This window comes from Streptomyces sp. NPDC018029 (assembly GCF_044327655.1).
Classification (GTDB): domain Bacteria; phylum Actinomycetota; class Actinomycetes; order Streptomycetales; family Streptomycetaceae; genus Streptomyces.
Window position 1 is genome coordinate 212,983 of the sequence record NZ_JBIRFV010000008.1, and the last position, 24,632, is coordinate 237,614.

The window sequence follows — 24,632 nt, forward strand, 5'->3', positions numbered from 1 at the left end:
TGACAACGGCCAGTGGGGCCGGATTGGCCTGCGGGTAGGCGAAGATGAGGACATGGCGAAGATCCCGACGGCCCGATTGTCACGGCTGCTCACCGGTTGGTCGTCCGAGGGGGCGGGGCCGCTGCCGCGGCGACTCGCGGACGCCCTGCGGGAGTTGGCCGAGCGGGCGGACGTGGCGCCCGGCACGACTCTGCCGTCCCAGCGTGAACTGGCCGGTGTTCTGGGGGTGAGCCGCTCCACGGTGACCGCCGCGTACAGCCTCCTGGAGGACGCCGGCTGGCTGGAGAGCCGGCGCGGCAGCGGTTCGCGGCTGCGCGGCTCGGGTTCGCTGGCGCGGCACGCGGGCGAGGGACGGCTCGCGAGCTTCGACGCGCGGACGAGCGGGGCCGATCTCTCCAGCGGCGCGCTGGACGGGCTCGGCGCGGTGGGCGACGCGGTCGGTGCGCTGTCGGCCGCGGACCTCGTCCCGATGCTGCATGGCGACGGCTATCTGCCGCACGGTCTGCCGGAGCTGCGCGAGGGCATCGCGGCGTACTACCGCGAGGCGGGGGTGCCCACGGAACCGGAGCAGATCCTCGTCACCTCGGGTTCGCAGCAGGCCGTGTGGCTGGTCGCGCAGGCCCTCGTCGACCCGGGCGACACCGTCGTGGTGGAGAACCCCACCTACCGCGGGGCTCTGGAGGCGCTGCGGTCGCGCGGCGCGCGGCTCGTCCCGGTCGGCGGCGACCGTCCCGGGGCGGGCGGTGACGGCTCCGACGCCGCGGCGCTGCGGCGGCTTGGCGCGACGGTGCGGCCGCGGCTCGTCTATCTCCAGCCGGCCGTGCACAATCCGACGGGCCGCAGCCTGGACGACGCGGCGCTGCGGGAGTGGGCGTCGGCGCTCGGCGAGCGTGACCTGTTCACGGTCGAGGACACCGCGTGCGCGGAGCTCGGCCTGGCGGGCGACGGGGCTCCCGTGCCGTTGGCCGCCCGGCTCCCGATGGCGTCCACGATCACGGTGGGGACACTGTCGAAGCTGTTCTGGGGCGGGGTGCGGGTGGGCTGGGTGCGGTCGTCGCCACACATCGTGGCGCGGCTCGCGAAGATCAAGACATCGGTGGACCTGTCGTGTTCGGTGGTGGACCAGCTGGTGGCGGTGCGGCTGCTGGCGGGGCTGCCGCAGGCGCGGGCCACGCGCCGCGCGGTGCTGCGCGACCGGCTCGCGGGTGCGGAGAAGCTGTTGCGCGCCCGTGCCCCGCACTGGGAGTGGGACCGGCCGGCCGGCGGCCCCGCTCTGTGGGTCCGGGTGCCGGGCGCCGACACGGAGGCGCTCGCGCAGCTGGCGCGGCGCCGGGGCGTGGCCGTCGTGCCGGGTTCGGCGTTCTCCGCCGTGGACGGTTTCCGGGACCGGCTGCGGCTGCCGTACGCGCACGGTGTCGACCTGCTGGAGCGGGCGCTTCCGACGCTGCTCGACTGCGCGGAGCGCAGTCGCGACAAGAGCGCGACGTCTGTTGTCAGACCCTCCTGACAGCATGAAGGCATGGGATTCTTCGACGACTTGGTGCTGCCCGCGGAACCGGCCGAGCCGAAGGGCGAGGTGGTCAGGCTGGGCCCTCCGGGGGAGGACGCGGCCCGGGACCGCCCGCCGCTCGACTGGTTCGAGCCGGCGCCGGTGCCGCAGCTCGCGGTGGCCGGTGAGGGGCCGGAGGCCAAGGTGATGGTGACCGGCTGGTCCGTGTGGCCGGATTCGGTCACCTTGCACCTCGCCGTGCACCGGCCGGTCCACCGGTCCGGCGGCGGGGGCCACCGGCAGTCCGGGCTGCGGGTGGGGCTGCTGCTGGCCGACGGGAGGCGGGTGACCTCGCTCGACGCGACGACCGAGCAGACCGTGCCTGTGGTCGGCCCGTCGGAGCTGCGGGCGTACGCGTCGCGGAGCGTGCCGACCGGGCTGATCCCGCTGGACCCCGGCGGCCTGGGCGACTCCTTGTTCAGGACCTGCGTCGACCTGTATCTGCCGGAGCTGCCCCCGCCCGGCGAGACACGGCTGGTGGTGGAGTGGCCGGACGAGCACATTCCGGAGACGGGCACGCCGGTCGACGCCGCCGCCCTGCGCGCCGCGGCCGCGCACGTCGTCGAGGTGTGGCCCGACCTGCCGACGCCGTCGGCCAAGGGTCCCGAGTCCTTCATGGTCGTCCGGATGGGCGGGCCGCCCGACTTCCTCGCCAGGCCGATGTCCGCGCACGAGCGCCGAGAGCTGCGCGAGCGGGAGGAGGCGGAGCAGCGGTATGTGCCGCGCGGCGACTGGGACCGCATGGGCTACGAGGACTGGGACGACGCCGCGCTGATCCGGGCCCGCCTTGAGGGCGGCGCACCGGCCGACGCGGTCGTCTGGTCGGGTGCCACTCCCCTGCACCTGGCGGCGGAGCGCGGCGGCGCGGAGTCCGTGGCCGCGCTGCTGCCGCACGTCGAGCGGATCGACGCGCCCGACGACGAGGGGCACACCGCGCTGTGGCACGCCGCCTGCACCGGCGACGAGGACAGTGTCCGGGCGCTGATCCGGGCCGGCGCGGATGTCTGGACGCCGCAGACCGGCCCCTGGTCGCCGGGCCGGCTGCTGTTGACGACGCCGCTCGCCCCGCTCGTCGCCGCCCTGCCGGGTGCGGTGGCCCTGCCGCCCGACGAGCTGGCCGCCTTCCGCGCCGCGGACGCGCTCATCGAGGCCTTCGACGATCCGCAGCTGTATACGGAAGGGCTCGGTATCGCCTTCGTCCGCGATCTGGACGCCGCGGAGGTCGTCCGACGGCTGGGCGCCGACCCGGCGCGCTGCCCGGAAGTCCCCCTGGAGCACGCCCCGTTCGACGAGGACGACTACGACACCTCCCTCCGCTTCGTCGGAGTGACCGATCTGCCCGGCAACCCCGGCGGCTGTGTCCTCACGCAGGAGGGGTACATGCCGAGCGACGACGGCGTGCTGCGCGCGATATCGGCGGGGACGACCGCCTATGGTCTCTACTTCAACCCCAAGGGCGGCACCTACGGCACGCTGGCCAGGGACGGCCGTCTCGTGGAGCACGAGGAGATCGGTCTGCCCCCGGACGAGACGGAGCCGGCCGCGCACTGGCACTTCCGGTTCTGGCGGTCGGGCCGCGGTGTCCCGTACGCCGCGCACGATCTCGCCTACGCCTGTGCGGCAGCCGGGCTCCGCGTCGCCGACGCCCGGCCCGCCGTGGACGACACCCTGCCCAGGCGCTGGGTGGAGCTGCCCCCGGATCTCGTGCGCTGATCGCGGGGGTGTGCAAGCGATTCGCAGGCAGGAAGAAGGAGATCCGGGAGTGCTGGAGCGGCTCAACGAAGCCATGGAGTACGTCGAGCGCCACCTCGGCGAGACCGTCGACGTGGCGGAGGCGGCCCGTATCGCGGCCACTTCGGAGTACCACCTGCGCCGGATGTTCTCCGCGCTGGCGGGCATGCCGTTGGCGGAGTACGTCCGGCGTCGGCGGCTCACCCTGGCGGGCGCCGAGGTGCTCGCGGGGCGGGACACGCTGCTGGAGATCGCGGTGCGGTACGGCTATGGCTCGGGCGAGGCGTTCGCCCGTGCGTTCCGCGCCATGCACGGCATCGGGCCCGGCGAGGCCCGGCGCACGGGAGCCACGCTCAGCTCCCAGTCCCGGATGACCTTCCGCCTCACCATCGAAGGAGGCGGTGACATCCGCTATCGCGTGGCGGGCAAGCCGGCCTTCACCGTCGTCGGCCCGAAGACCCGGGTGCCGCTGGTGCACTCGGGTCCCAACCAGGCGATCATCGACTTCGTCCGCGGGATCGCGGCGGCGGACGTGGAGCGCCTGGAGAAGCTGTCGGACGGCGAACCGCGGGGCATCCTCGCCGTCTGCGACGACCTGGACCCGAGCCGCGCCGAGGGCACCGAACTCGACTACTACCACGGAGTGATCACGTCCTCGGCCGCCCCGGAGGGCGCGTCCGTACTGCCTGTCCGGGCCGGGACGTGGGCGGTGTTCTCGGTGTCGGGTCCCGCCCCGGAGGCCATCCAGCACCTGTGGCGGGACGTGTTCATGGAGTGGTTTCCGTCGAACCCGTACCGCAGCCGCCCCGGCCCGGAGATCCTGCGCACCCGGCTGTCGCCCGACAAGTCCGTGGCGGACGCCGAGCTGTGGCTCCCGGTGGAGCGGGACCGCGGCCTCGCCGACCCGGGCTACCCCTCCGGGTAGAAGACGAAGAGGGTGCAGCCGGTGGTCGTCTGCGGTATGTGCGAGGAGCCGGCGGGTGCGTGGATGAACGAGCCCGCCGGGTAGTCGCGTTCGCCGTCGTTGAAGACCCCGGAGACCACGAAGACCTCCTCGGGCCCCGGCTCGTGCACGTCGATGCCCTCCCAGCGGGAGTGCGGGTCCATCTTTAACACCTGGGCGCTCGCGCCGTTGTCGCCCTTCCACAGGGGGCGCAGACGAATGCCGGGGAAGAGTTCGCGGGTGGGGGCGTCGTGCACCGCCGACCAGGCGTAGCCGGGCGCGGTGTGCTGTTCTGTCGTCATGGCCCCAGCCTTCCCGGCCGCCGCCGTCCCGCCGAGAGTCAGAAAAGTCACGGCGAGGTATTTTCCTGCCATGCATCATGTCGTCGCGCTCGTGCACGCTCCTCAGTCGACGTTCGAACTCGCCTGTGCGGCCGAGGTGTTCGGCATCGAGCGGCGCGGGATCGAGAAGCGGTACTCGTTCGGGGTGTGCGCCGAGCACCCCGGCCCGGTGGCCACGCGCGCCGGGTACGACATGCTCGTGACCGACGGCCTGGACGCGCTCGAACGGGCCGACACCGTGGTCGTCCCCGGCTGGCAGCCCACCGCCGAGGCCCCCTCCCCCGCCGTGCTGCGCGCGCTGCGGGGCGCGCACGAACGCGGGGCGCGGGTGGTCAGCATCTGCTCGGGCGCCTTCGTACTGGCACACGCGGGGCTCCTCGACGGCCGGCGCGCGACCACGCACTGGGCCCTCGCGGACGAACTGGCCGCGCGTTTCCCGGCCGTCCGGCTCGACCCCGACGTGCTCTACGTGGATCACGGGGACGTGGCCACCAGCGCGGGGGCCGGCGCCGGCATCGACCTGTGTCTGCACCTGGTCCGCACCGACCAGGGCGCCCGGTACGCCGCGCACGTCGCGCGGAACATGGTGATGCCGCCCCATCGCGAGGGCGGGCAGCTGCAGTACGCGGCGCCCCCGCACCCCGCGCAGTTCGACGGTTCGCTGGCGCCGCTCCTCGCGTGGGCCTCGGAGCGCCTGGCCGAGCCGGTCGGCGTCGAGGAGCTGGCCGCGCACGCGGGCGTCTCGGTGCGCACGCTGGCCCGCCGCTTCGCCGACCAGCTGGGCGTCAGCCCCGGTCAGTGGCTGCTCAGCCAGCGCGTCGGCGCCGCGCGGGAGTTGCTGGAGTCCACCGATCTCCCGCTCGACGCGGTGGCCCGACGCGCCGGACTCTCCTCGGCGACCAATCTCCGCAGGCGTTTCCTGCGGGCCCTGGGGACGACACCGGGCGGCTACCGCCGGGCCTTCCGTGCGACTCCTTAGGTGAGACCATCACCATGACTACTCTACGTAATCAACGAATTGACGCCCCATCAGTTTCCTCCGCCCGCTAATCCTATCGTCCTATGAGGGTAAGAACGGCTCTGAGCGGGAACGATTGACTCGTGACCTCGGTGCCGCCCAGGACTCGGTGGCGTCCGGCGCCGGTCATCGCACCCCACGCCATCGCCGGTACGACTACTCTCCGTGAAGGGAAAGAGACACTGCTGGACTGGGATACGGGCACCGCCGACTTCACCTTCGGCCTGCGTCACCGCGTGGTGAACGGCACTGATGTCCTTGCGTTTTGGGGCGAGCTGGACGCCTGGGCCGACCAGGAGCTCTCTCCCCGCGTCACGGCACTCCTCGACCGGGCCGGCCCGCGGGTCGTCGCGGACCTTCGGGGAGTGACGTTCATGGACGCCGGCGGCCTGCGGCTGCTGGTGCGCATCCGGAACCAAGTGATCCTCGACCGTGGCACCTTGTGGCTCGTGCCCGGCAGCCCGCGCAACCGGCGGCTGCTGCGCATCACCTCCCTCGACCGGGTCTTCACCATCCCGGCCGGGGCGCCGGTCCCCTGCACCCGGGCCGGCGCCCGCAGCGGGTTCCGCTGATGCGGTCCGAGGCATGAGGCGGGGCTCTGCGGGCATTCGGACGGCATGCATCTTCCCTCCATTCGCCTCCCTGACATGCGCCTCCCGTCGGCCGCGAGACGCGGCAAGAGCAAGGCACGGCGGGCGGCCAAGGGGCGCGGCGTAGCAGCGGTGGCACGTGCCGGGTTCATCGGGCGCGGCGTGCTGTACCTCCTCGTCGGTGCGCTGGCCCTGCGCATCGCCTTCTCCGACGGCGGCGGCCGCCAGGCCGACCGCGGCGGCGCCCTGGCGGAGCTCGCGGAGAAGCCGTTCGGGAACGTACTCCTCTGGCTGCTCGGCATCGCCCTGGCGGGCATGGCTCTGTGGCGGCTCTCCGAGGTCTTCTTCGGCCAGGCGGGGCCGGACGGCGACACCGCGCGCAAGCGGGCGCTGGCCGGCGCGCGTTTCCTCTTCTACACCTTCGTCGCGTACTCCATCCTCGCCTACGCCGCGGGCGACAAGGGCAGCGGCAGCGGCTCCAGCGACCGGCAGACGCAGGACGCGACGGCGAAGGTGCTCGACTGGCCGGGCGGGAAGTGGATCGTCGCCGCCGCGGGCGCGGGCGTCATCGTGGCGGGGCTCTGGATCGCCGGACGGGCCCTGCTGCGGAAATTCCACGACAAGCTGCGCTTGGGCGAGATGTCCCCGCAGGTGCGGCGGGGCGTCGACCTCGTCGGCATCGCGGGCGGCACGACGCGAGGTGTGGTGTTCGCCGTCGCGGGCGGCTTCGCCATCGCGGCCGCGCTGCGCCACAAACCGGGCGAGGCCAAGGGCATCGACAACACCCTGCGCTCCTTCGCCGACACCGCCGCCGGACCCTGGCTGCTCGCGCTGATCGCCGTCGGCCTCGCCGCCTTCGGGCTCTTCTCGTGGGCGAACGCGCGCTGGCGCAAGCTCTGACGACACACGACACACGACACACGGCACACGGGCTCGCAGGACGGCGCCGCCATGCCGCATCCCCCACCGAAGTGGCATGGGATGCCATGGCGGCGCCTGAGCGCCATAGAGGGCATTCGGACGCCCGACATGTACGATGACGTGGTGACTTCCCACCCTCCCCTGAGCCTGGCCGAGCGCAAGCGCCGGCTCGTCTCGGACGAACTGACCGAGTCCGCGCTGCAGTTGCTGGCACGGAAGGGGTACGACGCGGTCACCATCGACGAGATCGTGACCACCGCGGGCGTGTCCCGGCGCACGTTCTTCCGGTATTTCGCGTCCAAGGAGGACGTGGTCGTCCAGTTCCTCGCCGACATGGGCGCCGGCATGCGCGTGGAGCTGGCGGAGCGCCCCGGCGGGGAGCGGCCCTCGGTGGCGTTGCTGCACGCCGTCAAGGTTCCTCTCGCCGCCTGCTCCGACCACTCCGAGCGCGCGCTGAGCGTGGTGCAGCTGATCCTGCGGACGCCCGCCCTGCTGGCCCGCTTCCTGGAGCGGCAGGCGCAGTGGCGCGACGATCTGACGGAGGAGATGGGGCGCCGCAGCGGGCGCGACCCCGAGGCCGACCTGTATCCGCGGCTGGCCGCGGGGATGGCCCTGACGGCGTTCGACGCCGTGCTGCAGCGGTGGAGCGGCAGCGACGGCGCCGAGGACCCGGCCGAGCTGCTCGACCGGGCCTTCGAGGTGCTCGCCCCGGCACTGGACGCGGCCGAGGCGGCGTAACCCCTTCGGCTCGGCGTCAAGCCCTTCGGCTCAGCGGGCCCCGGCCGCCGCCGCCCACTGCTCGGTCAGAGGCCGAACTCCTGCGGAGACACGCCGAGCGCCGCGCACGCCTCCCGCAGGACCTGCTCCTCGGCCGGAGCGATGTACCCGTCGGCGCCGGCGACGACGAAGCCCGTCTGCACGACCGCCTTGGCCTCCATCGGCTTCTTCGCGGCCTTGGCGATCTCCTGCATGGCCTCGGTCTTGCCCTGCTGGAAATTGACCGACAGCTGGTCCACGTGCTTGTTGAACCGCTGGCGCAGCTGGTCCGGCGGGAAGTTCTGCAGAACGTCGTTCTGCACGATCAGTGACTCGACGTGCTGGCGCTCGGCCGGGTCGACCGACCCGTCAGCGGCCGCGACCAGGGCGCACATGGCCATGCTGGCGTCGCGATAGGCACCGCTCTTGAGCTCCGTCTTCAGCGAGGCGAGCTGGGTCTTGAGCACACCCACGAGCTGAGCCTTCGATCCCCCGCCGGATCCAGAACCCGGCCGTCCGTGGCCGCCGGAGCTCCGTGTCCCCTGCGACTGCTGCAGACCCTTGGCCTGGTCCTTGATCCGGTCCCACATCGCCATCCGTGCCACCTCGACTGCTGTTCGCTGGTCGGCGCGCGGCCGCGCGCCACTTTGCCAACGCCTTACCAGCCCACGAAGTTCCACACGTGGCGCCCGTTCAGTTGTTCGGCCCCGTGTTCGGGCATTCAGTCCTTGTCGACGTGCTCCCGGAGGATCTTGCGGTCGGTCGCGTCGACGTCGAAGGTCGTCTTGTTCCAGTCGTCGGTGGTCACGACGTCGACGGACCACAGCACCGTGCGGCCCTTGTCGGAGTCGTCGAGCTCGACGGAGGTGACGGTGCCCTTCTTCTTGTTCGTGGCGGTCTCCACGGCCTGTTGCGGCGTCACGGTCGCCTTCTTCAGCCAGTCCGCCAGCTCGCGCTTGTCGTCGGCGTCCTGGTCCGTGTCGGCCTTGGGCTTGTCGGCCTTGCCGGTGACCGCGTCGACGCGTACGGAGTGCGGGGTGCCGTCCTCGGTCGCCACCTCGGCCTCCCAACGCGGGGCGTCGGGTGTGCCCTTGAGCTCGATGGAGACCGGCTTCGAGTTGTCCACCGTCGCCAGCGCGCTCTTCAGCGCGTCCTCGTAGCCGACCTTGGCCTTGGGGACCAGGGCCTTCCGCTCGGCCTGGTCGTCCGTGAGGGTGCCGCCGTCGGCCGACATGGTGGGCGACGCCGCCCGACCGGCCTCGGAAGCGTCGGTCTTCGCGGCGTCGCCGTCGTCGTTGCCGCAGCCGGTGAGCAGGGCTCCCGCCGCGACCGCGGCACACACGAGAGCCGCACCGCGCGAGGCCGACAGGCGGCTACGCCTTACAGATCCATTCCTTTTTGTGACCATATGGCCACATTAAGCCACTTCTCGTCACCTCACACGGAGAGACACGATCGGCTACACGACCGCCCCCGTGCCCCGTTCCCTCCGCCGGCGCGCCTCCAACGGGCTGTACCCGTCCGGCACCTCTCCCGGGCCGCCGGGACCGCCCGGACCGCCCCGCCGGCGCGTTCGCACGGACGGCTGCGCCGGGTTGCGACGTTCGAGTGCGAGGGCGATCGGCACGGCCGTGAAGACGGTGGAGGCCATGCCGATCACGACCCCGGCGATCAGCGCCAGCGAGAAGTCCGCGAGCGAGTCGCCGCCGAGCACCGCGAGGGCGGTCAGGATGAACAGCGCGCCCATGCCGGTGTTGACGGTGCGCGGCAGCGTCTGCACGACGGCCCGGTTGGCGAGCGCCGCCAGATCACCGCGCGGATCGCGGCGGCGTGCCTCGCGCACGCGGTCGAAGACGACCACCGTGTCGTTGACCGAGTAGCCGATGACGGTGAGCAGGGCGGCGAGGAAGACGCTGTCGACGGGCTTGCCGAGCCAGGCGAAGAGGCCCACCACGAGCAGCACGTCGTGGACCATCGCCGACACGGCCGCCGCCGCGAGGGTCCAGCGGAAACGTACGCTCAGGTAGATCAGCTGGGCGGCCACGGCGATGCCCAGCGCGATGAGCGCCTTCTGGCGCAGCTCGCTGCCGAGGCTCGGGCCGATCATCTCGTCACGCTCGACGGTGACCGTGCCGCCCTGCGATGCCAGGGCCTCCTTGACGCGCTGCTGCTCGGCGTCGGTCAGCTGCTCGGTGCGGACGGTGATGTCGCCCTCGCCGGACTCCTGCACCACCGCGCGCGGGAAGCCCGCGTCGGACACGGCGGCGCGGGCGGTGTCGGCGTCGACGGGCCTGCTGGTGCTGTACTCGACGAGACGGCCGCCGGTGAACTCGACGCCGAACTCCAGGCCGCGCAGCACGATGCCCGCGACGGCCACGACGACCAGCAGGGCGCTGACGCCGAGCCAGCGGCGCCGGTGGCGCACCAGGTTCGGGTTCCTGCGGGCGAGCCAGGTGCGGACGCGGCCCGTGGAGGCGATGCCCGTCAGGGCGGGCCGCTTGCGCACGAAGGTCCGGCCGACGGCGAAGTCGGCGAGGACCCGGGTGATGACGAGCGCGGTGACCATCGACGCGAGGACGCCGATGCACAGGGTGACGCCGAAGCCCTTGACCGGTCCGGTGGCGAAGAAGAAGAGCAGCCCGGCGGCGAGCAGCGTCGTCACGTTCGAGTCGACGACCGCGCTCCACGCCTTCTGGAAGCCCGTGCGGACCGGTTTGCCCAGGTCGGTCGACCGGACGGCGAGGTAGTCCTCCCTGGCGCGTTCGAAGACGAGCACGTTGGCGTCGACGGCCATGCCGATGGCGAGGACGAATCCGGCGAGCCCGGGCAGGGTGAGCGTCGCGCCGAGCGCCACCAGGGCGGCGTACGAGATGAGGCCGTACAGCGCGAGGGCGACCGCGGCGAGAGCACCGAGGAGCCGGTAGACGACGGTGATGAACAGCGCGGTCAGGGCGATGCCGATGAGGGCGGCCCAGGTGCTGGCCTCGATGGCGTCGGCGCCGAGCGTCGGGCCGACCGTGCGCTGCTCGATGATGTCCACCGGCACGGGCAGGGCGCCGCCCTTGACGAGTGCGGCGAGGTCGCGGGCCTCGGACTGGTCGAAGCCGCCGGTGATCTGCGTGCTCCCGCCGGTGATGCCGGTCTTGCAGGCCACGCCCTCGTTGACGCCGGGCGCGGAGATGATCTTGCCGTCGAGGGTGATGGCGACGCGCCGCTCGGGGGCGCCCTGCGGCGCGCAGGCCGCCTCGCCGGTGAGCCGCGCCCAGGTGTCGCCCGCTTCCTTGCGGAAGTCGAGCGTGACCAGCCACCCGGAGAGCGTCTGCTGGTCGAGGGTCGCCTCGGCGTCCTTGACGCCCTCGCCGGTCAGCGCGGTCGGGCCGAGCCGGAGGTGGTTGCCGGGCCGGTCGGGGTCGGGCAGAGTGCGTGAGCCGTCGGCGGCGGGCTTCGCCGTGCCCTTGTCGGCGGACTCCCCCGTCACCGGGTGGACCGTGAGCTGGGCGGTGCGGCCGATGACGTCGGCCGCCTTCCGCGGATCCTGTACGCCGGGCAGCTCGACGATGATGCGTTTCTCGCCGGAGCGTGCGATGCCGGGTTCGGAGACGCCGAGGGCGTCGACGCGCTGCCTGAGGACCTCCAGGGCGCGGTCGGTGGACGCGGCGTCCGCCTTGACGGTGGGTGAGTCCTTGGTCTCCAGGACGATCTGGGTGCCGCCCCGCAGATCGAGGCCGAGGCGAGCGGTTTGGGTGAGGGCGATGTACAGGGACAGGGCGACGACCGCGAGCGCGACGATCGCCCGCCACAAGGATGGGCGGGACATGGATTCTCCACGATGAGGGCAGGACGGAAGGGCGCGTGACCAGGCGTCGCGGATGCGGGGTGCCGGGTCAGGCGCCGGGGACGGTCTGCGTGCTCATCGGTGGGGCGGGCCGCGCGGGGCGGTGGCGGCGAGGGGCCGCCGCGGTGGGGCGGGCGCGGTGGCGGGGCGGGTCTCGGGCCCGCCCAGGGCGCGGTGCGGCGCCGTGTCGACGGCCGTGTGCGCCGGGCCGGCCGGCTGTGGGCCCGGGATGTGGGCGTCCGGCCGGTGGGCGACGACGTGGAGTGCCGGGACGTCGTGCGGTCCGGTCGGCTCGCCGACGTGGGCCACCACGGTGTGCCGGGCGAGCGGCGCGTCGGCCGGTGCCCCGTGCGCCGCGGCGGAGGGGACGAAGAGGGCGAGCACCGTGACGACGAGGGACAGCGCGGACGCGGCCAGGCGCGCGGAACGGCTCTGCTGCGCCACGCGTGCCCCCGTCCCGTCGGCTCTCACCGGATGTCCCTTCGGGTGCGCACGGTGTGGCACCGCCCTGCTCAACGTACGGCCCACCCGGAACCGTTCCGCCCTACGGCATCAAGTTCCGTACTCCACGAGGCTGGTGGGTACCACGATCTGGCGCGGTGGTCCCGCGGCCGTGGTGTGCAGTCGGTCGGCGAGGAGGCGGCCCGCCGCGCGGCCGACTTCGTCGCTGTCGTACGCGACGAGCGTCAGGGGCAGCCCGAGCACGTCGGCCAGTTCGAAGTCGTCGAACCCCGCGAGGGCGACGTGCGCGCCGTCGCGGGACCGCACGTCGGTGGCCCGCAGGGCGCGGAACGCCCCTATCGTGTTGCGGTTGTTCGAGCAGAACAGCGCGGTCGGCGGGTCGGGGAGCGCGAGGAGTCCGGCCGCGGCGCGCGTCGCCTCGTGCGGTTCCGTCTGGCCCTGGCGTACGAGGAGTGGGTCGACGGTGAGGCCCGCCGCCGCGAGGGCCGCCGCGTAGCCGCGGAGCCGTTCGGTGCCGGTGTGCACGGCGGGCGGGGAGCCGAGGAAGCCGATGCGGCGGTGGCCGCGCTCCAGGAGGCGGGCGGTGGCGTCGCGGGCGCCGCCGAAGTCGTCGACCAGGACGCAGTCCGCCGCGAACCCCTCGGGCGGACGGCTGGCGAGGACCACCGGCACGCCGTCGGCCACCGCCGCGGCGAGGTGGCGCTGGTCGGCGCCCGCGGGCACGGCGATGATGCCGTCGACGCGGCGGGCCAGCAGGTCGGCGACCAGGCCCCGTTCGACATCGGCATCCTGGCCCGTGTTGCCGATGACCGTCTTCAGGCCGTGCTCGGCGACCACGGAGTCGACGCCGAGCGCGAGGCGTGAGTAGAAGGGGTTGGCGAGGTTGGTGACGACGAGCCCGACCAGGCCGGTGCCGCGGCCGAGCCTGAGGCTGCGGGCGACCTCGTTGGGCCGGTAGCCGAGGGCTTCGGCGGCCGCCCGTACCCGCTCGCGGGTGGCGGGCAGCACCTGCGGGTCGTCCCGCAGGACTCGGGACGCGGTCATCGCACTGACTCCGGCGCGTTCGGCGACGTCCCGCAGGGTCGGCTGACCGCTCTTGAGGTCGCGCGGCGGCCGGCCGCTGTGCGGGTCGTGCGGTCCGGGCATGGTGCGGACGTCCTTCCGTTCCGTTCGGCGGGCGCTGCCTGACCGCGGTGGCCAACGGCGGTTCAGTGCGCGGCGGCCGCGTGGGCCGCCGCCCCGACGAGCGCCGCCTCCGTACCGAGCCCCGCGGGCCGCAGCGTGGCGGGAGTATCCCCCAGCCCGCGGCGCAGCGCGGGACGCAGCAGGTCCCAGGATCCGGCCATGGCGCCGCCGACGACGAGCACGCTCGCGTCGAAGTCGCGCAGGCGCGGGGCGAGGACGGTGCCGAGGGTCGTGAAGGCCTCGTCGAGCACGCGCCGGGCACGCCGCTCCCCGGCCCGCGCACGCTCCGCGATCTCGCGCACGTCCAGGTCCGCGGGCACGCCGTCGCCGTTCCCGCGGTCCGCGTCCTCCTGTGCGTAGCGCGCCAGGATCGCGCGCCGGGACACCGAGTCCTCCAGCGGTCTGCCGCCGGCCTCGACGAGGTCGATGCGGCCCTGCGGCGGCACGCCCGGCCCGTCGTGCCGCAGGTCGCCGGCGTCGAGGAAGGCGGAGCCCACACCGGTGCCGAGGGTGATGCCCACGCAGCGCCGGTGGCCACGTGCGGCGCCCGCCAGCCACTCGCCGAGGAGGAAGGCGTGCGCGTCGTTGAGGAAGACCGTTTCGGCGGGGCGCGGCCACACCCCGTCGAGGAGGACCGCGCGTACGTCGATGCCGTACAGGTCGTCGAACTTGCCGACGCCCGCGAAGCGCGCGATGCCCTTGTCGTAGTCGAAGGGTCCGGGGACGGCAACGCCCCACACCTCTCCGGCCGGGGCGTCCAGTTCCCCGGCGCAGCGGACGAGTCCGCCGAGTATGTGCTCCGCGGTCCCCCGGGTCTGGACGGGTCGGCGCACGCGCCGGGTCACGGTCGCCGTGTCGGGGTCCACGAGGGCGGCGGCCACGTGGGTGCCGCCGAGTTCGAGGACGGGTCTGCCGCGCGGCGGCCTCACGGGCGCACCAGCGCCTTGACGACCTTGACGGGGGCTTCGCCGATCGCCGCCAGCCGGTAGGGCCCCACCGCCGCGGGCACCGTCAGCGTCTCCGCCCAGGAGAGGGCGTGCCGCTCCCCCGCCGCCGTGGTCAGCAGGACACCCTCGCCCTCGACCACGTTCAGGACGTGGAAGCGATCCGCGGTGTCGTCGTCGGCCTCGGCGCCCGCGTCGAATACGTGACGCCGCACTTCGTAGAACATCTCGTCCAGCGCGCCCAGGAGTTCCTCGCGCCAGCCGCTCCCGGTGCGCAGGGTGCGCGGTTCCTGCACCAGGTCGTGTGCGACGGCGTCGCCGCGGCGTTCGGACTCCAGGTTGGCGAGGCCGTGTTCGTAAGGGAGGGGGCGCGGCCGGCCGTCGGCGTCGGGCCGCAGCCAGTCGTAGAAGCGGAGGGAGTAGAGGTAGGGGGTGGCGCTGATCTCCAGGACAACGTTTCCGGCGCCGCTCGCGTGCGGGGTGCCGGCGGGGATCATGAAGAGGCGGCCCTGTTCGGCGGGGAAGGTCATGACGTGGTCCTCGGGGTCCATGGGGACCCCGTCCTGGGCGGCCTCCTCGATCTCCTTGCGGAAGAGGTCCAGGTCGGCGTCCTCGCGCAGGCCGAGGAAGACGCGGGTGTCCGGGCTGCCGAGGGTCATGTAGTACGTCTCGTGCTGCGTGTAGGACCAGCCGAACCGCTCCTTCATGTACCGCTCCTTGGGGTGGCAGTGCACGGAGAGGTTGCCGCCGTCGGCGGTGTCGAGGTAGTCGAAGCGGATCGGGAAGGAGGTGCCGAAGCGGGCCGTGACGGGCGGGCCGAGCATCGCCGCGGGGTGCAGCACGCACAGCAGCTGGAAGGGGATCTCGGCTTGCAGGCCGGGGTGGGTGCCGATGAGGACGCCCGCCTCGGGGGCGATGAGTTCGTACCCGAGGGCGGTGTTGCGGGCCGTGGGGTCGAAGCCGAGCCGGCGCTGGGCCCAGTGGCCGCCCCAGGGCGTGGAGTTGAAGTAGGGGCGGGTGCGTACGGGGCGGCGGGCGAGGCTCGTGAGGGTGGCGCGCAGGCCGGAGCCGTCGATGTACGTGGGCCGTTGCGGGTCCTGCGTGTCGAGCCAGGCGTCGAGGCGGGGCGCGAGGGTGTCCCGGTGGCGGTCGAGGACGGGCCAGTCGATGTAGAAGAGCCGCCTCAGCTCCCCTTTCCGGTGCGGGAGTCCGAGGTTGTGGCCGGTGCCCGCGGCGACGGCCGCCTCGGCGTGCCGCTTGGGCAGGTCGGCGTACCAGAGCAGGTCGTGCGGGAGGAGCGCGGCGCCCGGGCCGTGGACGAGCACCACTTCGCGGCCGGTGGGGCGTGGCGGCCGCGGGAGGTCGTCGAAGAAGTCGCGGAGGGGGTTCTCGGCGAGCTTGGCGTAGTAGGGGTCCGCGGCGTCCTCGGGGGATTCGGTGCGGTGGCGCACCGCGGTGGGCGGGGCGTGGTGGGCGCGCAGGTCCAGGGCCCGCACGGCGCTGCCGCGGGCGGTCAGCTCCGCCGTCAGGCCGGCGGCGAGTGCGTCCCAGTCCACCGTCGGCGGCCCGTCCACGGCGACGGTGACGGGGCCCGGGGGCAGTTGCGCGGCGGCGGCCTGCCAGCCGGTGGCGAGGACGGCCCCGGGCGCGGGGGCGTAGCGCGGGTCGAGCCGGTACACACGTTCTCCTTCGCGCGGACGTACGGGAACAACGCTCGGGGGCGGATCTCAGGGGCGTACGGAGGGATCGGGAGGCGAGTCGTCGCCGGTCCGTCCGGCGAGGAGGGTGGTCCGCTCGAAGAGCACGGCCGCCGTGCCGAGCGTCGGCAGGTCCAGCGTCACCTCGCCGCCGGTGCACGGCAGTTCACCGGCGGGGGTGCCGAGGAAGTCCGCCCGGTGGGCGGCGGCGACCGGGAAGCGGGCGTGGATCCGGCAGGCCACGGGCTGCTCGGCGAACGACTGGAGGCGCAGCAGGACGTGGCCGGGGCGCGGTGTGGTGGCGCCGACGAGGCGGACGCGCGGGTCGTCGATCTCGACGAAGCGGTAGAGCGTGTGGGGGTTCGGCGCGCCGTCCGAGCTCCCCCTGGCTCGGACGGCGCGCATCGGGCGGCTCCGGGCGGCGGCCGTTCGCGGACCGAGGCCGCCGGCGCCGGCGCCGCTGGTACCGGGGCCGCAGGCGAGGCTGTAGCGGTAGGTGAACTCGAAGCCCTGCTCGCTGGGGAAATTGGTGTCCCACAGGTTGTTGTGGATCCAGGAGAAGACGGTGGCGGGCTCGTCGTGCTCCATGGTCTTCGGGAAGGGCGCGTAGGGCAGGGCGATGTTGCCGAACTGTACGAGCGGCGCGTCCTGCGTGGACCAGGCCACTGTCAGGTCGTCGTCGCCCAGGGTCACCCAGCGGCGCACGGCCCTCATGTGCAGGGCGGAGCCCGGGACGACCGGCAGTCCGCTGCCCGTGACGCCGCCGGAGGCCTCCATGCGGACGACCGGGTCGTCGAAGGCGAAGGGGAAGGCGAAGTAGGCGCTCTCCTTGCCGAGCCGGGCGTCCTTGTCGAGGCGGTTCTCGATGTCGAGGCGGGGCACGCCGTGCAGGAGGGTGAGGGTGGTGCGCAGCCGGTTGGCGCCGGCCGGGCGGGTCTCGTACGTGAGGGTCTCGGCGGTGGCCGTGGAGCGGCGGGCGATGAGCGCGGCGGGCGGGGCGACGGCGCGGGCGCCGAGGTGTTCGAGGCGGTCGGATGCCGTGGTGCGGCTGGAGTTGTGGTTGAAGGCGCCCGCGGTGGTGTAGCTGTCGTGGAGGTAGCCGTTGAAGCCGACGACGGCGTCGGCGCGGACGAGTTCGCGGCCGGTCCTCTTGTCGGTGATCGAGGAGACGCAGGCGTGCGCGAGGTCCACGCGGACGGCGAGGTGCTCGTTCTCCAGGAGGGTCGGGTGGGGGTGGGCGAGCGCTTCCGCCGCGGACTCGGCGGGGTCCTCGCGTTCGGTGCCGCCGGTCGGGTTCCAGCCGGTGGCGGCCTTCACCGTCGGCTCCTCCGGCTCCTCGGCGGCCCCGGTAGCGGCGGCGGCGATGTCCAGGCGGACCGATCCGGTGGGCGGCACGTCGTCGACCCGGACGAGGAGGAAACGTCCCGCGTCGCGGTGGTCGTCGTTGGTCTGCCGCTCCTCCTCGTGGGCGAGGTGGCGTCCGTCGCGGGCGTCGCGGACGGTGACAGGACGCTCCAGCGGCACGGTGCTCTCGGGCAGGAAGACGCGGACGACGTCGGTGCGCGGCCATGAGCAGGTGTTGACGACGTGGTACGTGGCCGCCGCGTCCGGCGAGGCGGCGAGCCGCTGTCCGAGGCGGGCGCTCGCGCGGGCGAGGAGGGCGTTGCCGTCGTCGTGGGCGCGCATCGCCTGTCCGTACTTCCAGTGCCACTGGTGTTCTCCGGAGTGGCCGCCTTCGTCGCCGTGGGTCCAGGGGTCGCCGGCGCCCCAGGTGTGCTCGTCGAAGAGCGACACCGCTTCGTAGACCCCGGCGGCGTCCCTGCTGTCGTCCTCGGCCCCCGTGGCGCCGAGGAGGGCGGCGAACGTGCCGATGGTCTGGGCGTCGGCGACCACGGACTGGGCGGTCCTGGCCAGGGACAGCGGGCGCGCCCCCGACCCGACCCCGTCGACCCACCAGTCGGTCCAGTCGCCCTCGAAGGTACGGATCTCGTCGCCGAGCCTGGCCTCGGCGTCGGTGAAGAAGTCCTCGTTGCGGGAGAGCCGCAGCCGGGGGAAGGCCCAGGTGTCGTTCCAGCGGCGGACGGTGTCGGCGATGACGCGGCGGGGCGGCGCGTTGTCGCCGAACTTGCCCTGGACGCGCAGGTGGAGCACGTCCCAGGGGTAGGGCTCGCGTTTGACCTCCGTGCGGTCCATGGCCCAGCCGAAGATGCCGCCGCGGTAGGGGTAGGGGTTCGTGGCGAGGGAGGTCAGATAGGCGGGCAGCAGGTCGTCGACGTCCTTGTAGGCCGTGTCGAAGCCGAGGAGCGGTCCTTCCATGTAGGCGAGGCCGTGCGGGGTGTCGGTGACCCAGACCAGGACGCTCTTGCCGCTCGGCGCGCGCCAGCGGAAGAGGCGGGGCAGCTTCTCGCCGCCGACCAGGTGGGGGACGGAGCGTCCGGCCCAGTTGTGGGCGACGGAGAGGTACTTGACGCCCGCGGAGGCCAGCGCGTCGACCAGTCCGACGACGGCGCCCGGCACGTCGGTCTGCATGGCGGAGGTGAACTCGACGCCGTGTTCGTCGTGCACGGTGCGGGCCGCGCGCAGGAGTTCGTGCAGTTCGTCGGTGGAGCAGGTCTCGGTGTGCAGGTTGAAGGGGAGCGCGGTCAGCTCGATGCGGCCCTCGCGGACCCGGCGTACGAACTCGTCGACCTGCTCGGCGGGCCGGGCCCTCGCCCACTGCTGGAAGGACCACAGCGACTCGACGCACCACCGGAACCGGGACTCGGCGGGCCAGTCGTCGGTGGCGCGGGTGAGCTCCAGGCAGGAGTCGAGGAAGGACAGGTGCTCTGCGAGGACCGTGCCCTGGGGGTCGGTGTAGCCGATGTCGAGGTGGGAGTGGTGGATGAGGTGCAGGGTCCAGCGGCGCTGCGGGGTGAGCCGTACGTCGATGCCGTCGCGCCCGTCGGGGAGGCCGACGGTGACGCGGGTCGTCGTGTCGACGGCGGGCAGCAGCAGCCGTACGGAGCGGCCGGGCCCGGCGACGCGCTCGCAGCGCAGGGCGGCGCCGGACTCCGTACGTACGCTCAACTCCGCAGGCAATTCCGTGCCGTTGACGGGCTCGACGCGCAGCGACTGGAGCAGCGTGCCGTCGTCCGCGTGGCGCAGGAGGGGTTCCTCGGTGAGCCGCAGGGCGGTGCCGTCCGCGAGTGTGCCCTCCGCGCTGATCACGCCGGCGCGCAGGCTGTCGCGGATCCGGTCGTTGTCCCAGTCGGTGGTGCGGACCAGAGCCCGTGTCGTCATGCGGATCTCTCCCGGGAAGGGTGTGTCGGGTCAGCGGGCGGATGCGGTGATCCCGCGCAGGAACAGGCCGCGGAACAGCAGGAAGAGGACGAGGGTCGGCACGGACACGATCAGCGCGCCGGCCAGGATGACGGGCGGGCCCGTCGTGGAGTAGGCCTTGTTGAGGGTGGCCAGGGTGGCCATGACCGGCTGGACCTCGGGGCTCCTGCTGAGGGTGATGCCGAGGAGCAGGTCGTTCCAGACAGCCGTGAACTGGAAGAGGAAGGCCGCGCCGAGGCCCGCCCTCATCAGCGGCAGATGGATGCGCCAGAAGATCCGCCGGAAGGAGGCGCCGTCGATCAGCGCGGCCTCCGTCAGCTCCGGTGGCATCGTGGTCATCTGGTTGCGGATCAGGAAGAAGGCGAACGGCACCGCCCACGCCGCGTACACCAGCATCAGGCCCAGCCTGGTGTCGTACAGGTCGGCGTCCGCGTACAGGCCGAAGAGCGGCGCGAGGATGATCTGCAGCGGGAAGAGCGTGCCGGAGTAGATCAGCCAGAACCAGAAGGCGGGCTTCGGAATGGGCAGGACGACGACGGCGAACGCCGCCATGGCCGCCACCAGGACCGCCACCAGGCCGCAGACCACGGCGTACAGGAGCGAGGAGCGGAAGCTGTCGCCGATGCCCGCCACCTGCCAGGCCGTCTTGGCGTTGTCGATCAGGTCGAAGCCCTCGAAGCTCCAGCTCGGCTTGCCGCCGTATTCGCCCGTGGGGGTCAGGGCGTTGACGATCAGCAGGTAGAGGGGTGCCAGCCAGAGCACCACGCAGCCGGCGACGAAGACGTTGCGTACGGCACGTCCCATGGGACTCCCCTCCTCAGCTCTGCGCCGTGTGGGCGTCGGGCATCTGGCGGCGCAGGTACAGCCAGGACGAGGCGACGACGATCACGGTGAGGACGAGCGCGATGGCCGAGCCGTAGCCCACGTGGAAGAGCCGGAACGTCTCGCGGTACATGCTCAGCGCGAGGGTCTCGGAGGAGCGGGACGGGCCGCCCTGGGTGAGGATCCAGATCATGTCGAACGCCTTGAAGCTGTTCACGACGGCCATGCCGACCACCACGACGGTCACGGCGCGCAGCCCGGGGAGCGTGATGTGCCGGAACATCCGCCAGCCGCTCGCCCCGTCGAGTTCGGCGGCCTCGACCGTCTCCCGCGGGATGGCGCGCAGGCCGATCGCGAAGAGGACGACGTTCAGACCGGTCGCCTGCCAGGTGCTCGCGACGATCATCGACAGGGTGTTCTGCGGCCACTCCAGGAGCCACGGGCGCGCGAGCCCGTCCAGGCCGATGCCGCGCAGCACCTGATTGACCGCGCCCTCGGAGGTCAGCATGAAGTACCAGACGACGGCGGTGGCGGTGGCGGAGATCGCGTACGGCAGCACGATGATCAGCTGCGCGGCGGCACCGAACCGCATGCGGTGGGTGGCGACGGCGATGAGGAGCCCGGCGAGGACGGGCAGGAGCAGTGTTCCGCCCACCCACATCAGGGTGTTGAGCACCGAGCGGCCGAAGATCGGGTCGTCGGCGAGGCGCGCGTAGTTGTCCAGCCCGGTGAAGCTGCTCGTGAAGCCGTTGTCTTCGAAGAAGCTGCCGTAGACGCTGCGGAAGAACGGATAGACGAACAGGACGCCGACGAAGGCGAAGGCGGGCAGGGCCCAGGGCAGGGCGGCAAGAGGGCTGCCGAGCCTGCTGCCCCCCGCCCGCGCGGCCTGGTGCGGGGTGCGGGTCGGCACCCTGCGGCGCGGCCGCGCGGGCTTCGCGGTGCCGCGTGCGGGGGTCGCTGTCCCGGTCATGTCTTCTCCGCCTCCCGCCACACCTGCCAGGCGTCGTCGGCGCGCTCCTGCATGGTGCGCAGCGTCTTGCGGTACGAGGACGGGTTCAGCAGGAAACCGGCGAGGTCGTCGACGGTCGCCTCGACCAGTTCGGGTGGACCCTGTTCCCAGAAGCGGTTGAGCAGCCACAGCTTGTCGCCGCGGACCTTCTTCGCGAGGCCTTCGATGACGGGATTGGCCGCCTCCACCTTCGGGTTGGGGCAGCCGTCCTGAAGGGTGTGCGAGAAGGCCTTCATGACCGTGGGGTGCAGCCAGGCGCCGGTGGCCCGCAGCGCCTCCGCGTGGTCGGGGCCCTTGACGGTGGCGACGAGGGCGCTGGATTCGAAGATGACGCTGGGGCGGGCCTTCGGGTCGGCCATGGGGAGGACGAAGGCGCCGAGGTTCTTGCCCGGCTTGCCGCCCGCGGCCCCGAGGGTGGAGCCGAGCCAGGTGCCGCAGGGCACCATGCCGAGCTTGCCGTGCAGCATGGCCGCGGCGGCGTCGGGGTGGTTCGTGTCCATGGGCGTGAACCAGTCCTTGTCGAAGAAGGACGCCAGGGTGCGCAGGGCGCGTTCGGCGCGCGGGTCCGTGTACCGCTCGCGGCCGTTCATCAAGTCGTCGTAGAAGCGGGGGTCCTGGCGGCTGAGGATCTCCTGGAACCAGATGAAGGAGGGCCAGCGGTCGCCCGCGGTGCCGTGCAGCGGGGTGATGCCGTTCTTCTTCAGGCGCGCGCAGGCGGTGAGGAAGTCGTCCCAGGTGCGGGGCGCTTCGAGGCGGTGTTCGCGGAAGACCTGGGGGTTGTAGAAGAACACCCAGTACGCGAGGTTCATCGGCAGGCCGTAGACGCGGCGCCGGTAGGTGAACGCGCCGCGCAGGGAGGCGTCGACCCAGCCCTTGGCGACGGCGTCGTCCCACTGCCGGGTCAGGTCGACGATGCCGCCGGTGCGGGCGAGGTCCTGGAGGCGGTATCCCGACCAGTACTTGAGCATGTCGGGGGTCTTGCGGGTCCGCAGCGAGGACCGCACGATCTGCTCGAACGACTCAAGGAACGGGATGACCTGGGGCACGAGCCGGGGCGCCGCCACCGACTCCATCGCCGAGCCCGCGGCGGCCATCGGCTTCTCCCACGCCGCGCTGTCGCCGAGGACGGCGACCTTGCCCGGCGGCTGGCCCTCGGCGGAACCGCAGGCCGTGGCGGCCGTGGCGGCGAGCGCGCCGGTCGCGGCGGCCCGGAGCAGGGTGCGGCGTTCGAGGGCGGGGCGCGGCGTGATGGGCGCTCTCGCCGCGGGATGACGAGGGTGACGACTGTGACGACGACCTGACATGGATGGCTCCCTCAGGTGTGCCTCAGCCCGTTGTTAGCGTTAACACGGGCGTCTTGGAGCTTCACCTCGGGGGCGGCGGATGTCAATGGGTCGTGAGCCGGTAGTGCACCCAACTCTCTGCTGTGTCAGGGCTGTTCAGGTTCGCGGGGCCAGCCGTTCGATCTCCCGGACGACGTACTGGGCGTGCGGCTTCACCTGCGAGAGGAGGTCGTCCCAGCGCTCCTCTTCCTCCCCGAGGTAGACGGCGCGTGCGCGTTCGAGAACGGGCCGGTGCTCGGCGGGCAGGCGGGCCAGGGCCCAGTCGGCCGCGCGGTCCTTGGACGTGATGTCGCCGGTGGCCAGGGTGGTCCAGACCCGGGCGAGGGTCAGCAGGACGTTGCGGGTGTCGGTGTCGAGTTCGGCGAGCAGTTCGGGGACGCCGGCGACCATCGCACGGGTGACGTCCGCGGCCGGGACCGGGTCGAGGACCCGGCCCGGCTCCGGCCCCATGAGGGGCGTCCGCCCCTGCAGCACCATCGTGATGAGGAGCGCGAGATCGGGGCTCGGCCCGGGCTCCGGCGTCAGACCGCGCAGGTACGCGTCGCGCAGCCATTCCCCGTACTGGAATTCGCACCGGGGCGGATACGTCCAGGGGCGGACGTCGCCCTGGACGGCGACGGTCAGCTCGACGGGGCGCAGGGCCTCGCCGGGGGCGCCGCCGCCGGACAGGGCGAGCAGACCGTCGGTCAGGGCCTGGCGCTGCCCGGCCGTGGTGCGCCGCCGCGCCACGACGAGGATGTCGATGTCGCTGTGCGGGCGCAGTCCGCCGAGGACGGCCGAGCCGTGCGCGTAGACACCGGCGATGTCGCCGGCGGCGAACACGTCGCGAATCAGGCGGACCACGTCGTCGGTCTGCGTCACTCCGCCGCTCCCCTCGTCCGGTGTCGCTCGGCTCGTGCCGTGTCACTCGACTGGTGACGGGCACTCCGTCGTCGCCACGCATCGTAGACACCCGGCGCGTCCGGCCGTCGGAGGGGTCAGAACGGCTTGGTGGGCAGGTACTTGCCGTCCAGAGTGATCACCGCACGCTCGCCGCCCTCGGGGTCGGCGATCTTCTTCACGTCGAGCTTGAAGTTGATCGCGCTGATGATGCCGTCGCCGAACTGCTCGTGGACCAAGGCCTTCAGAGTGGTGCCGTAGACCTGGAGCATCTCGTAGAAGCGGTAGATCGTCGGGTCGGTCGGTATGCCGCCGGGGATCGAGCCGCGGGTCGGGATCGTCTGCAGCAGGGCCGCCGCGTCGTCGTCCAGGTCGAGCAATGCGGCGACGGCCTTCGCGGCGGGTTCGGGCAGGGCGTGCTGGCCGAGCACGGCCGCGGTGACGAAGGCGACGGACAGGCCGGCGGCGTCGGCGATCTGCTGCCAGGACAGGTCCTTGCGCGTCTTGGCCTCTACGGCGAGGACGGCGAGGTGCTGGCGGGCGGTGGGGTCGAACTGGGCGTGGATCATGAGGGGTTGTCCTTTCGGGGGGTGAGGCGGTCGGGAGGGTCAGGCTGCCGCGGTGGCGGCCTGGGTGAGGTCGTCGACGGCGCCGGTGGCGATGTCGTAGACCCAGCCGTGCAGCGTCAGCTCGCCGCGGGCGAGGGCGCGTGCCACGGAGGGGTAGGTGGTCAGGTGGGTCAGCTGGGCCAGGACGTTCTCGCGCACGAGGGCCGCCACCCGTTCCGCGCCGGTCACGGAGTCGGACGTACGGGCCACGGCGGCGTCCGCGTGGCGCAGCCAGTCGGCGACGGCCGGGGCACCGGCGAGATCGTGGCCCTCGGCGAGGGCGGTCATGGCGCCGCAGGCCGAGTGGCCGCACACGACGACATCGGTGACGCCGAGGACGGCCACCGCATACTCCACACCGGCGGCGACCCCGTCGGCCGCGTACGGCGAGTGAGCGGGCACGAGGTTGCCTGCCGTGCGGACGACGAACAGCTCCCCCGGCTCGCGCTGGGTGATCAGTTCGGGCACGACTCGCGCGTCGGAACAGCCGATGAACAGCGTGTCCGGCGCATGGCGGGTGGCCAGGCCCGCGAAGAGCTCGGCCTTGGCCGGGAAGACGTCCCGCTGGAAGCGTCTCACTCCGGCCGTGAGGTCTCGCATGGTCAGTTCCTTTCGCATTCCGGTGGCCCGCCCCGGGCAGACAGCCCGGGGTCGGCGCAGCCCCGCGGGATTGCAGCCCCA

General features: G+C 72.8%; 22 protein-coding genes. 7 read left to right on the forward strand and 15 right to left on the reverse strand.

Annotated features, from left to right (window positions below; genetic code table 11):
- Positions 1-52 precede the first annotated feature (52 nt).
- From ACH4D5_RS24880 to ACH4D5_RS24890, 3 genes are read left to right on the forward strand one after another with little or no spacing between them, the layout of a single operon-like run.
- The gene (locus ACH4D5_RS24880) at positions 53-1,507 is read left to right on the forward strand and encodes a PLP-dependent aminotransferase family protein (RefSeq protein WP_398306535.1); all 1,455 of its coding nucleotides are present in this window, start codon (positions 53-55) and stop codon (positions 1,505-1,507) included.
- 12 nt (positions 1,508-1,519) lie between these two features.
- Positions 1,520-3,262, forward strand: a complete 1,743-nt coding sequence (locus ACH4D5_RS24885) for an ankyrin repeat domain-containing protein (protein WP_398306537.1) — start codon at positions 1,520-1,522, stop codon at positions 3,260-3,262.
- Between the two features lie 49 nt (positions 3,263-3,311).
- Positions 3,312-4,205, forward strand: coding sequence for a helix-turn-helix domain-containing protein (locus ACH4D5_RS24890; RefSeq protein WP_398306539.1), 894 nt, complete (start codon positions 3,312-3,314; stop codon positions 4,203-4,205).
- Here the strand turns inward: ACH4D5_RS24890 and ACH4D5_RS24895 are convergent.
- Complete coding sequence (locus ACH4D5_RS24895; RefSeq protein WP_398306540.1) at positions 4,190-4,525, reverse strand: cupin domain-containing protein; 336 nt, start codon at positions 4,523-4,525, stop codon at positions 4,190-4,192. The genes ACH4D5_RS24890 and ACH4D5_RS24895 overlap by 16 nt on opposite strands.
- A 70-nt stretch (positions 4,526-4,595) precedes the next feature.
- Here ACH4D5_RS24895 and ACH4D5_RS24900 point away from each other — a divergent pair, with 70 nt between their 5' ends.
- The 4 genes from ACH4D5_RS24900 to ACH4D5_RS24915 all read left to right on the forward strand — a co-directional run bounded on the left by ACH4D5_RS24900 (position 4,596) and on the right by ACH4D5_RS24915 (position 7,831).
- The gene (locus tag ACH4D5_RS24900; protein ID WP_398306541.1) at positions 4,596-5,543 is read left to right on the forward strand and encodes a helix-turn-helix domain-containing protein; all 948 of its coding nucleotides are present in this window, start codon (positions 4,596-4,598) and stop codon (positions 5,541-5,543) included.
- Between the two features lie 275 nt (positions 5,544-5,818).
- The gene (locus ACH4D5_RS24905; protein ID WP_398306542.1) at positions 5,819-6,154 is read left to right on the forward strand and encodes an STAS domain-containing protein; all 336 of its coding nucleotides are present in this window, start codon (positions 5,819-5,821) and stop codon (positions 6,152-6,154) included.
- A gap of 75 nt (positions 6,155-6,229) precedes the next feature.
- Entirely contained in the window at positions 6,230-7,072 is an 843-nt protein-coding gene (locus ACH4D5_RS24910; RefSeq protein ID WP_398306543.1) for a DUF1206 domain-containing protein, read from the forward strand.
- 129 nt (positions 7,073-7,201) lie between these two features.
- Positions 7,202-7,831 carry a TetR family transcriptional regulator gene (locus tag ACH4D5_RS24915; protein ID WP_398306544.1) on the forward strand — a complete coding sequence of 210 codons (630 nt, stop codon included), beginning with the start codon at positions 7,202-7,204 and terminating at the stop codon, positions 7,829-7,831.
- A 65-nt stretch (positions 7,832-7,896) separates the two neighbouring features.
- Here ACH4D5_RS24915 and ACH4D5_RS24920 read toward each other — a convergent pair whose 3' ends face one another.
- The 14 genes from ACH4D5_RS24920 to ACH4D5_RS24985 all read right to left on the reverse strand — a co-directional run bounded on the left by ACH4D5_RS24920 (position 7,897) and on the right by ACH4D5_RS24985 (position 24,551).
- Complete coding sequence (locus ACH4D5_RS24920) at positions 7,897-8,445, reverse strand: TerB family tellurite resistance protein (protein WP_365357587.1); 549 nt, start codon at positions 8,443-8,445, stop codon at positions 7,897-7,899.
- Positions 8,446-8,570: 125 nt separating this feature from the next.
- Positions 8,571-9,191, reverse strand: a complete 621-nt coding sequence (locus tag ACH4D5_RS24925) for a PepSY domain-containing protein (protein ID WP_398306545.1) — start codon at positions 9,189-9,191, stop codon at positions 8,571-8,573.
- 117 nt (positions 9,192-9,308) lie between these two features.
- A complete protein-coding gene (secD, locus tag ACH4D5_RS24930) occupies positions 9,309-11,666 on the reverse strand; it encodes a protein translocase subunit SecD (RefSeq protein ID WP_398306546.1) in 2,358 nt (785 codons plus the stop codon).
- A gap of 93 nt (positions 11,667-11,759) precedes the next feature.
- Positions 11,760-12,128, reverse strand: a complete 369-nt coding sequence (locus tag ACH4D5_RS24935) for a hypothetical protein (protein ID WP_398306547.1) — start codon at positions 12,126-12,128, stop codon at positions 11,760-11,762.
- Between the two features lie 108 nt (positions 12,129-12,236).
- Positions 12,237-13,292, reverse strand: a complete 1,056-nt coding sequence (locus tag ACH4D5_RS24940) for a LacI family DNA-binding transcriptional regulator (protein ID WP_398306548.1) — start codon at positions 13,290-13,292, stop codon at positions 12,237-12,239.
- A gap of 62 nt (positions 13,293-13,354) precedes the next feature.
- Complete coding sequence (locus ACH4D5_RS24945; protein ID WP_398306549.1) at positions 13,355-14,260, reverse strand: ROK family protein; 906 nt, start codon at positions 14,258-14,260, stop codon at positions 13,355-13,357.
- A complete protein-coding gene (locus ACH4D5_RS24950) occupies positions 14,257-15,954 on the reverse strand; it encodes a class I mannose-6-phosphate isomerase (RefSeq protein WP_398306550.1) in 1,698 nt (565 codons plus the stop codon). Before ACH4D5_RS24950 ends, ACH4D5_RS24945 begins: the two co-directional genes overlap by 4 nt.
- A 48-nt stretch (positions 15,955-16,002) precedes the next feature.
- The gene (locus tag ACH4D5_RS24955) at positions 16,003-19,251 is read right to left on the reverse strand and encodes an alpha-mannosidase (RefSeq protein WP_398306552.1); all 3,249 of its coding nucleotides are present in this window, start codon (positions 19,249-19,251) and stop codon (positions 16,003-16,005) included.
- Between the two features lie 30 nt (positions 19,252-19,281).
- The gene (locus ACH4D5_RS24960; RefSeq protein WP_398306554.1) at positions 19,282-20,094 is read right to left on the reverse strand and encodes a carbohydrate ABC transporter permease; all 813 of its coding nucleotides are present in this window, start codon (positions 20,092-20,094) and stop codon (positions 19,282-19,284) included.
- Positions 20,095-20,107: 13 nt separating this feature from the next.
- Positions 20,108-21,082, reverse strand: coding sequence for a carbohydrate ABC transporter permease (locus ACH4D5_RS24965; RefSeq protein WP_398306556.1), 975 nt, complete (start codon positions 21,080-21,082; stop codon positions 20,108-20,110).
- On the reverse strand, positions 21,079-22,425 hold the full coding sequence (locus tag ACH4D5_RS24970) for an ABC transporter substrate-binding protein (RefSeq protein ID WP_398306558.1): 1,347 nt from the start codon (positions 22,423-22,425) through the stop codon (positions 21,079-21,081). Before ACH4D5_RS24970 ends, ACH4D5_RS24965 begins: the two co-directional genes overlap by 4 nt.
- A 135-nt stretch (positions 22,426-22,560) precedes the next feature.
- Positions 22,561-23,325 carry an aminoglycoside adenylyltransferase family protein gene (locus ACH4D5_RS24975; RefSeq protein WP_398306560.1) on the reverse strand — a complete coding sequence of 255 codons (765 nt, stop codon included), beginning with the start codon at positions 23,323-23,325 and terminating at the stop codon, positions 22,561-22,563.
- A 116-nt stretch (positions 23,326-23,441) separates the two neighbouring features.
- Positions 23,442-23,912: a cyanase gene (gene cynS, locus ACH4D5_RS24980; RefSeq protein WP_398306562.1), complete on the reverse strand. Its 471-nt coding sequence runs from the start codon at positions 23,910-23,912 to the stop codon at positions 23,442-23,444.
- A gap of 39 nt (positions 23,913-23,951) precedes the next feature.
- A complete protein-coding gene (locus ACH4D5_RS24985) occupies positions 23,952-24,551 on the reverse strand; it encodes a carbonic anhydrase (protein WP_398306564.1) in 600 nt (199 codons plus the stop codon).
- Positions 24,552-24,632: the final 81 nt, after the last annotated feature.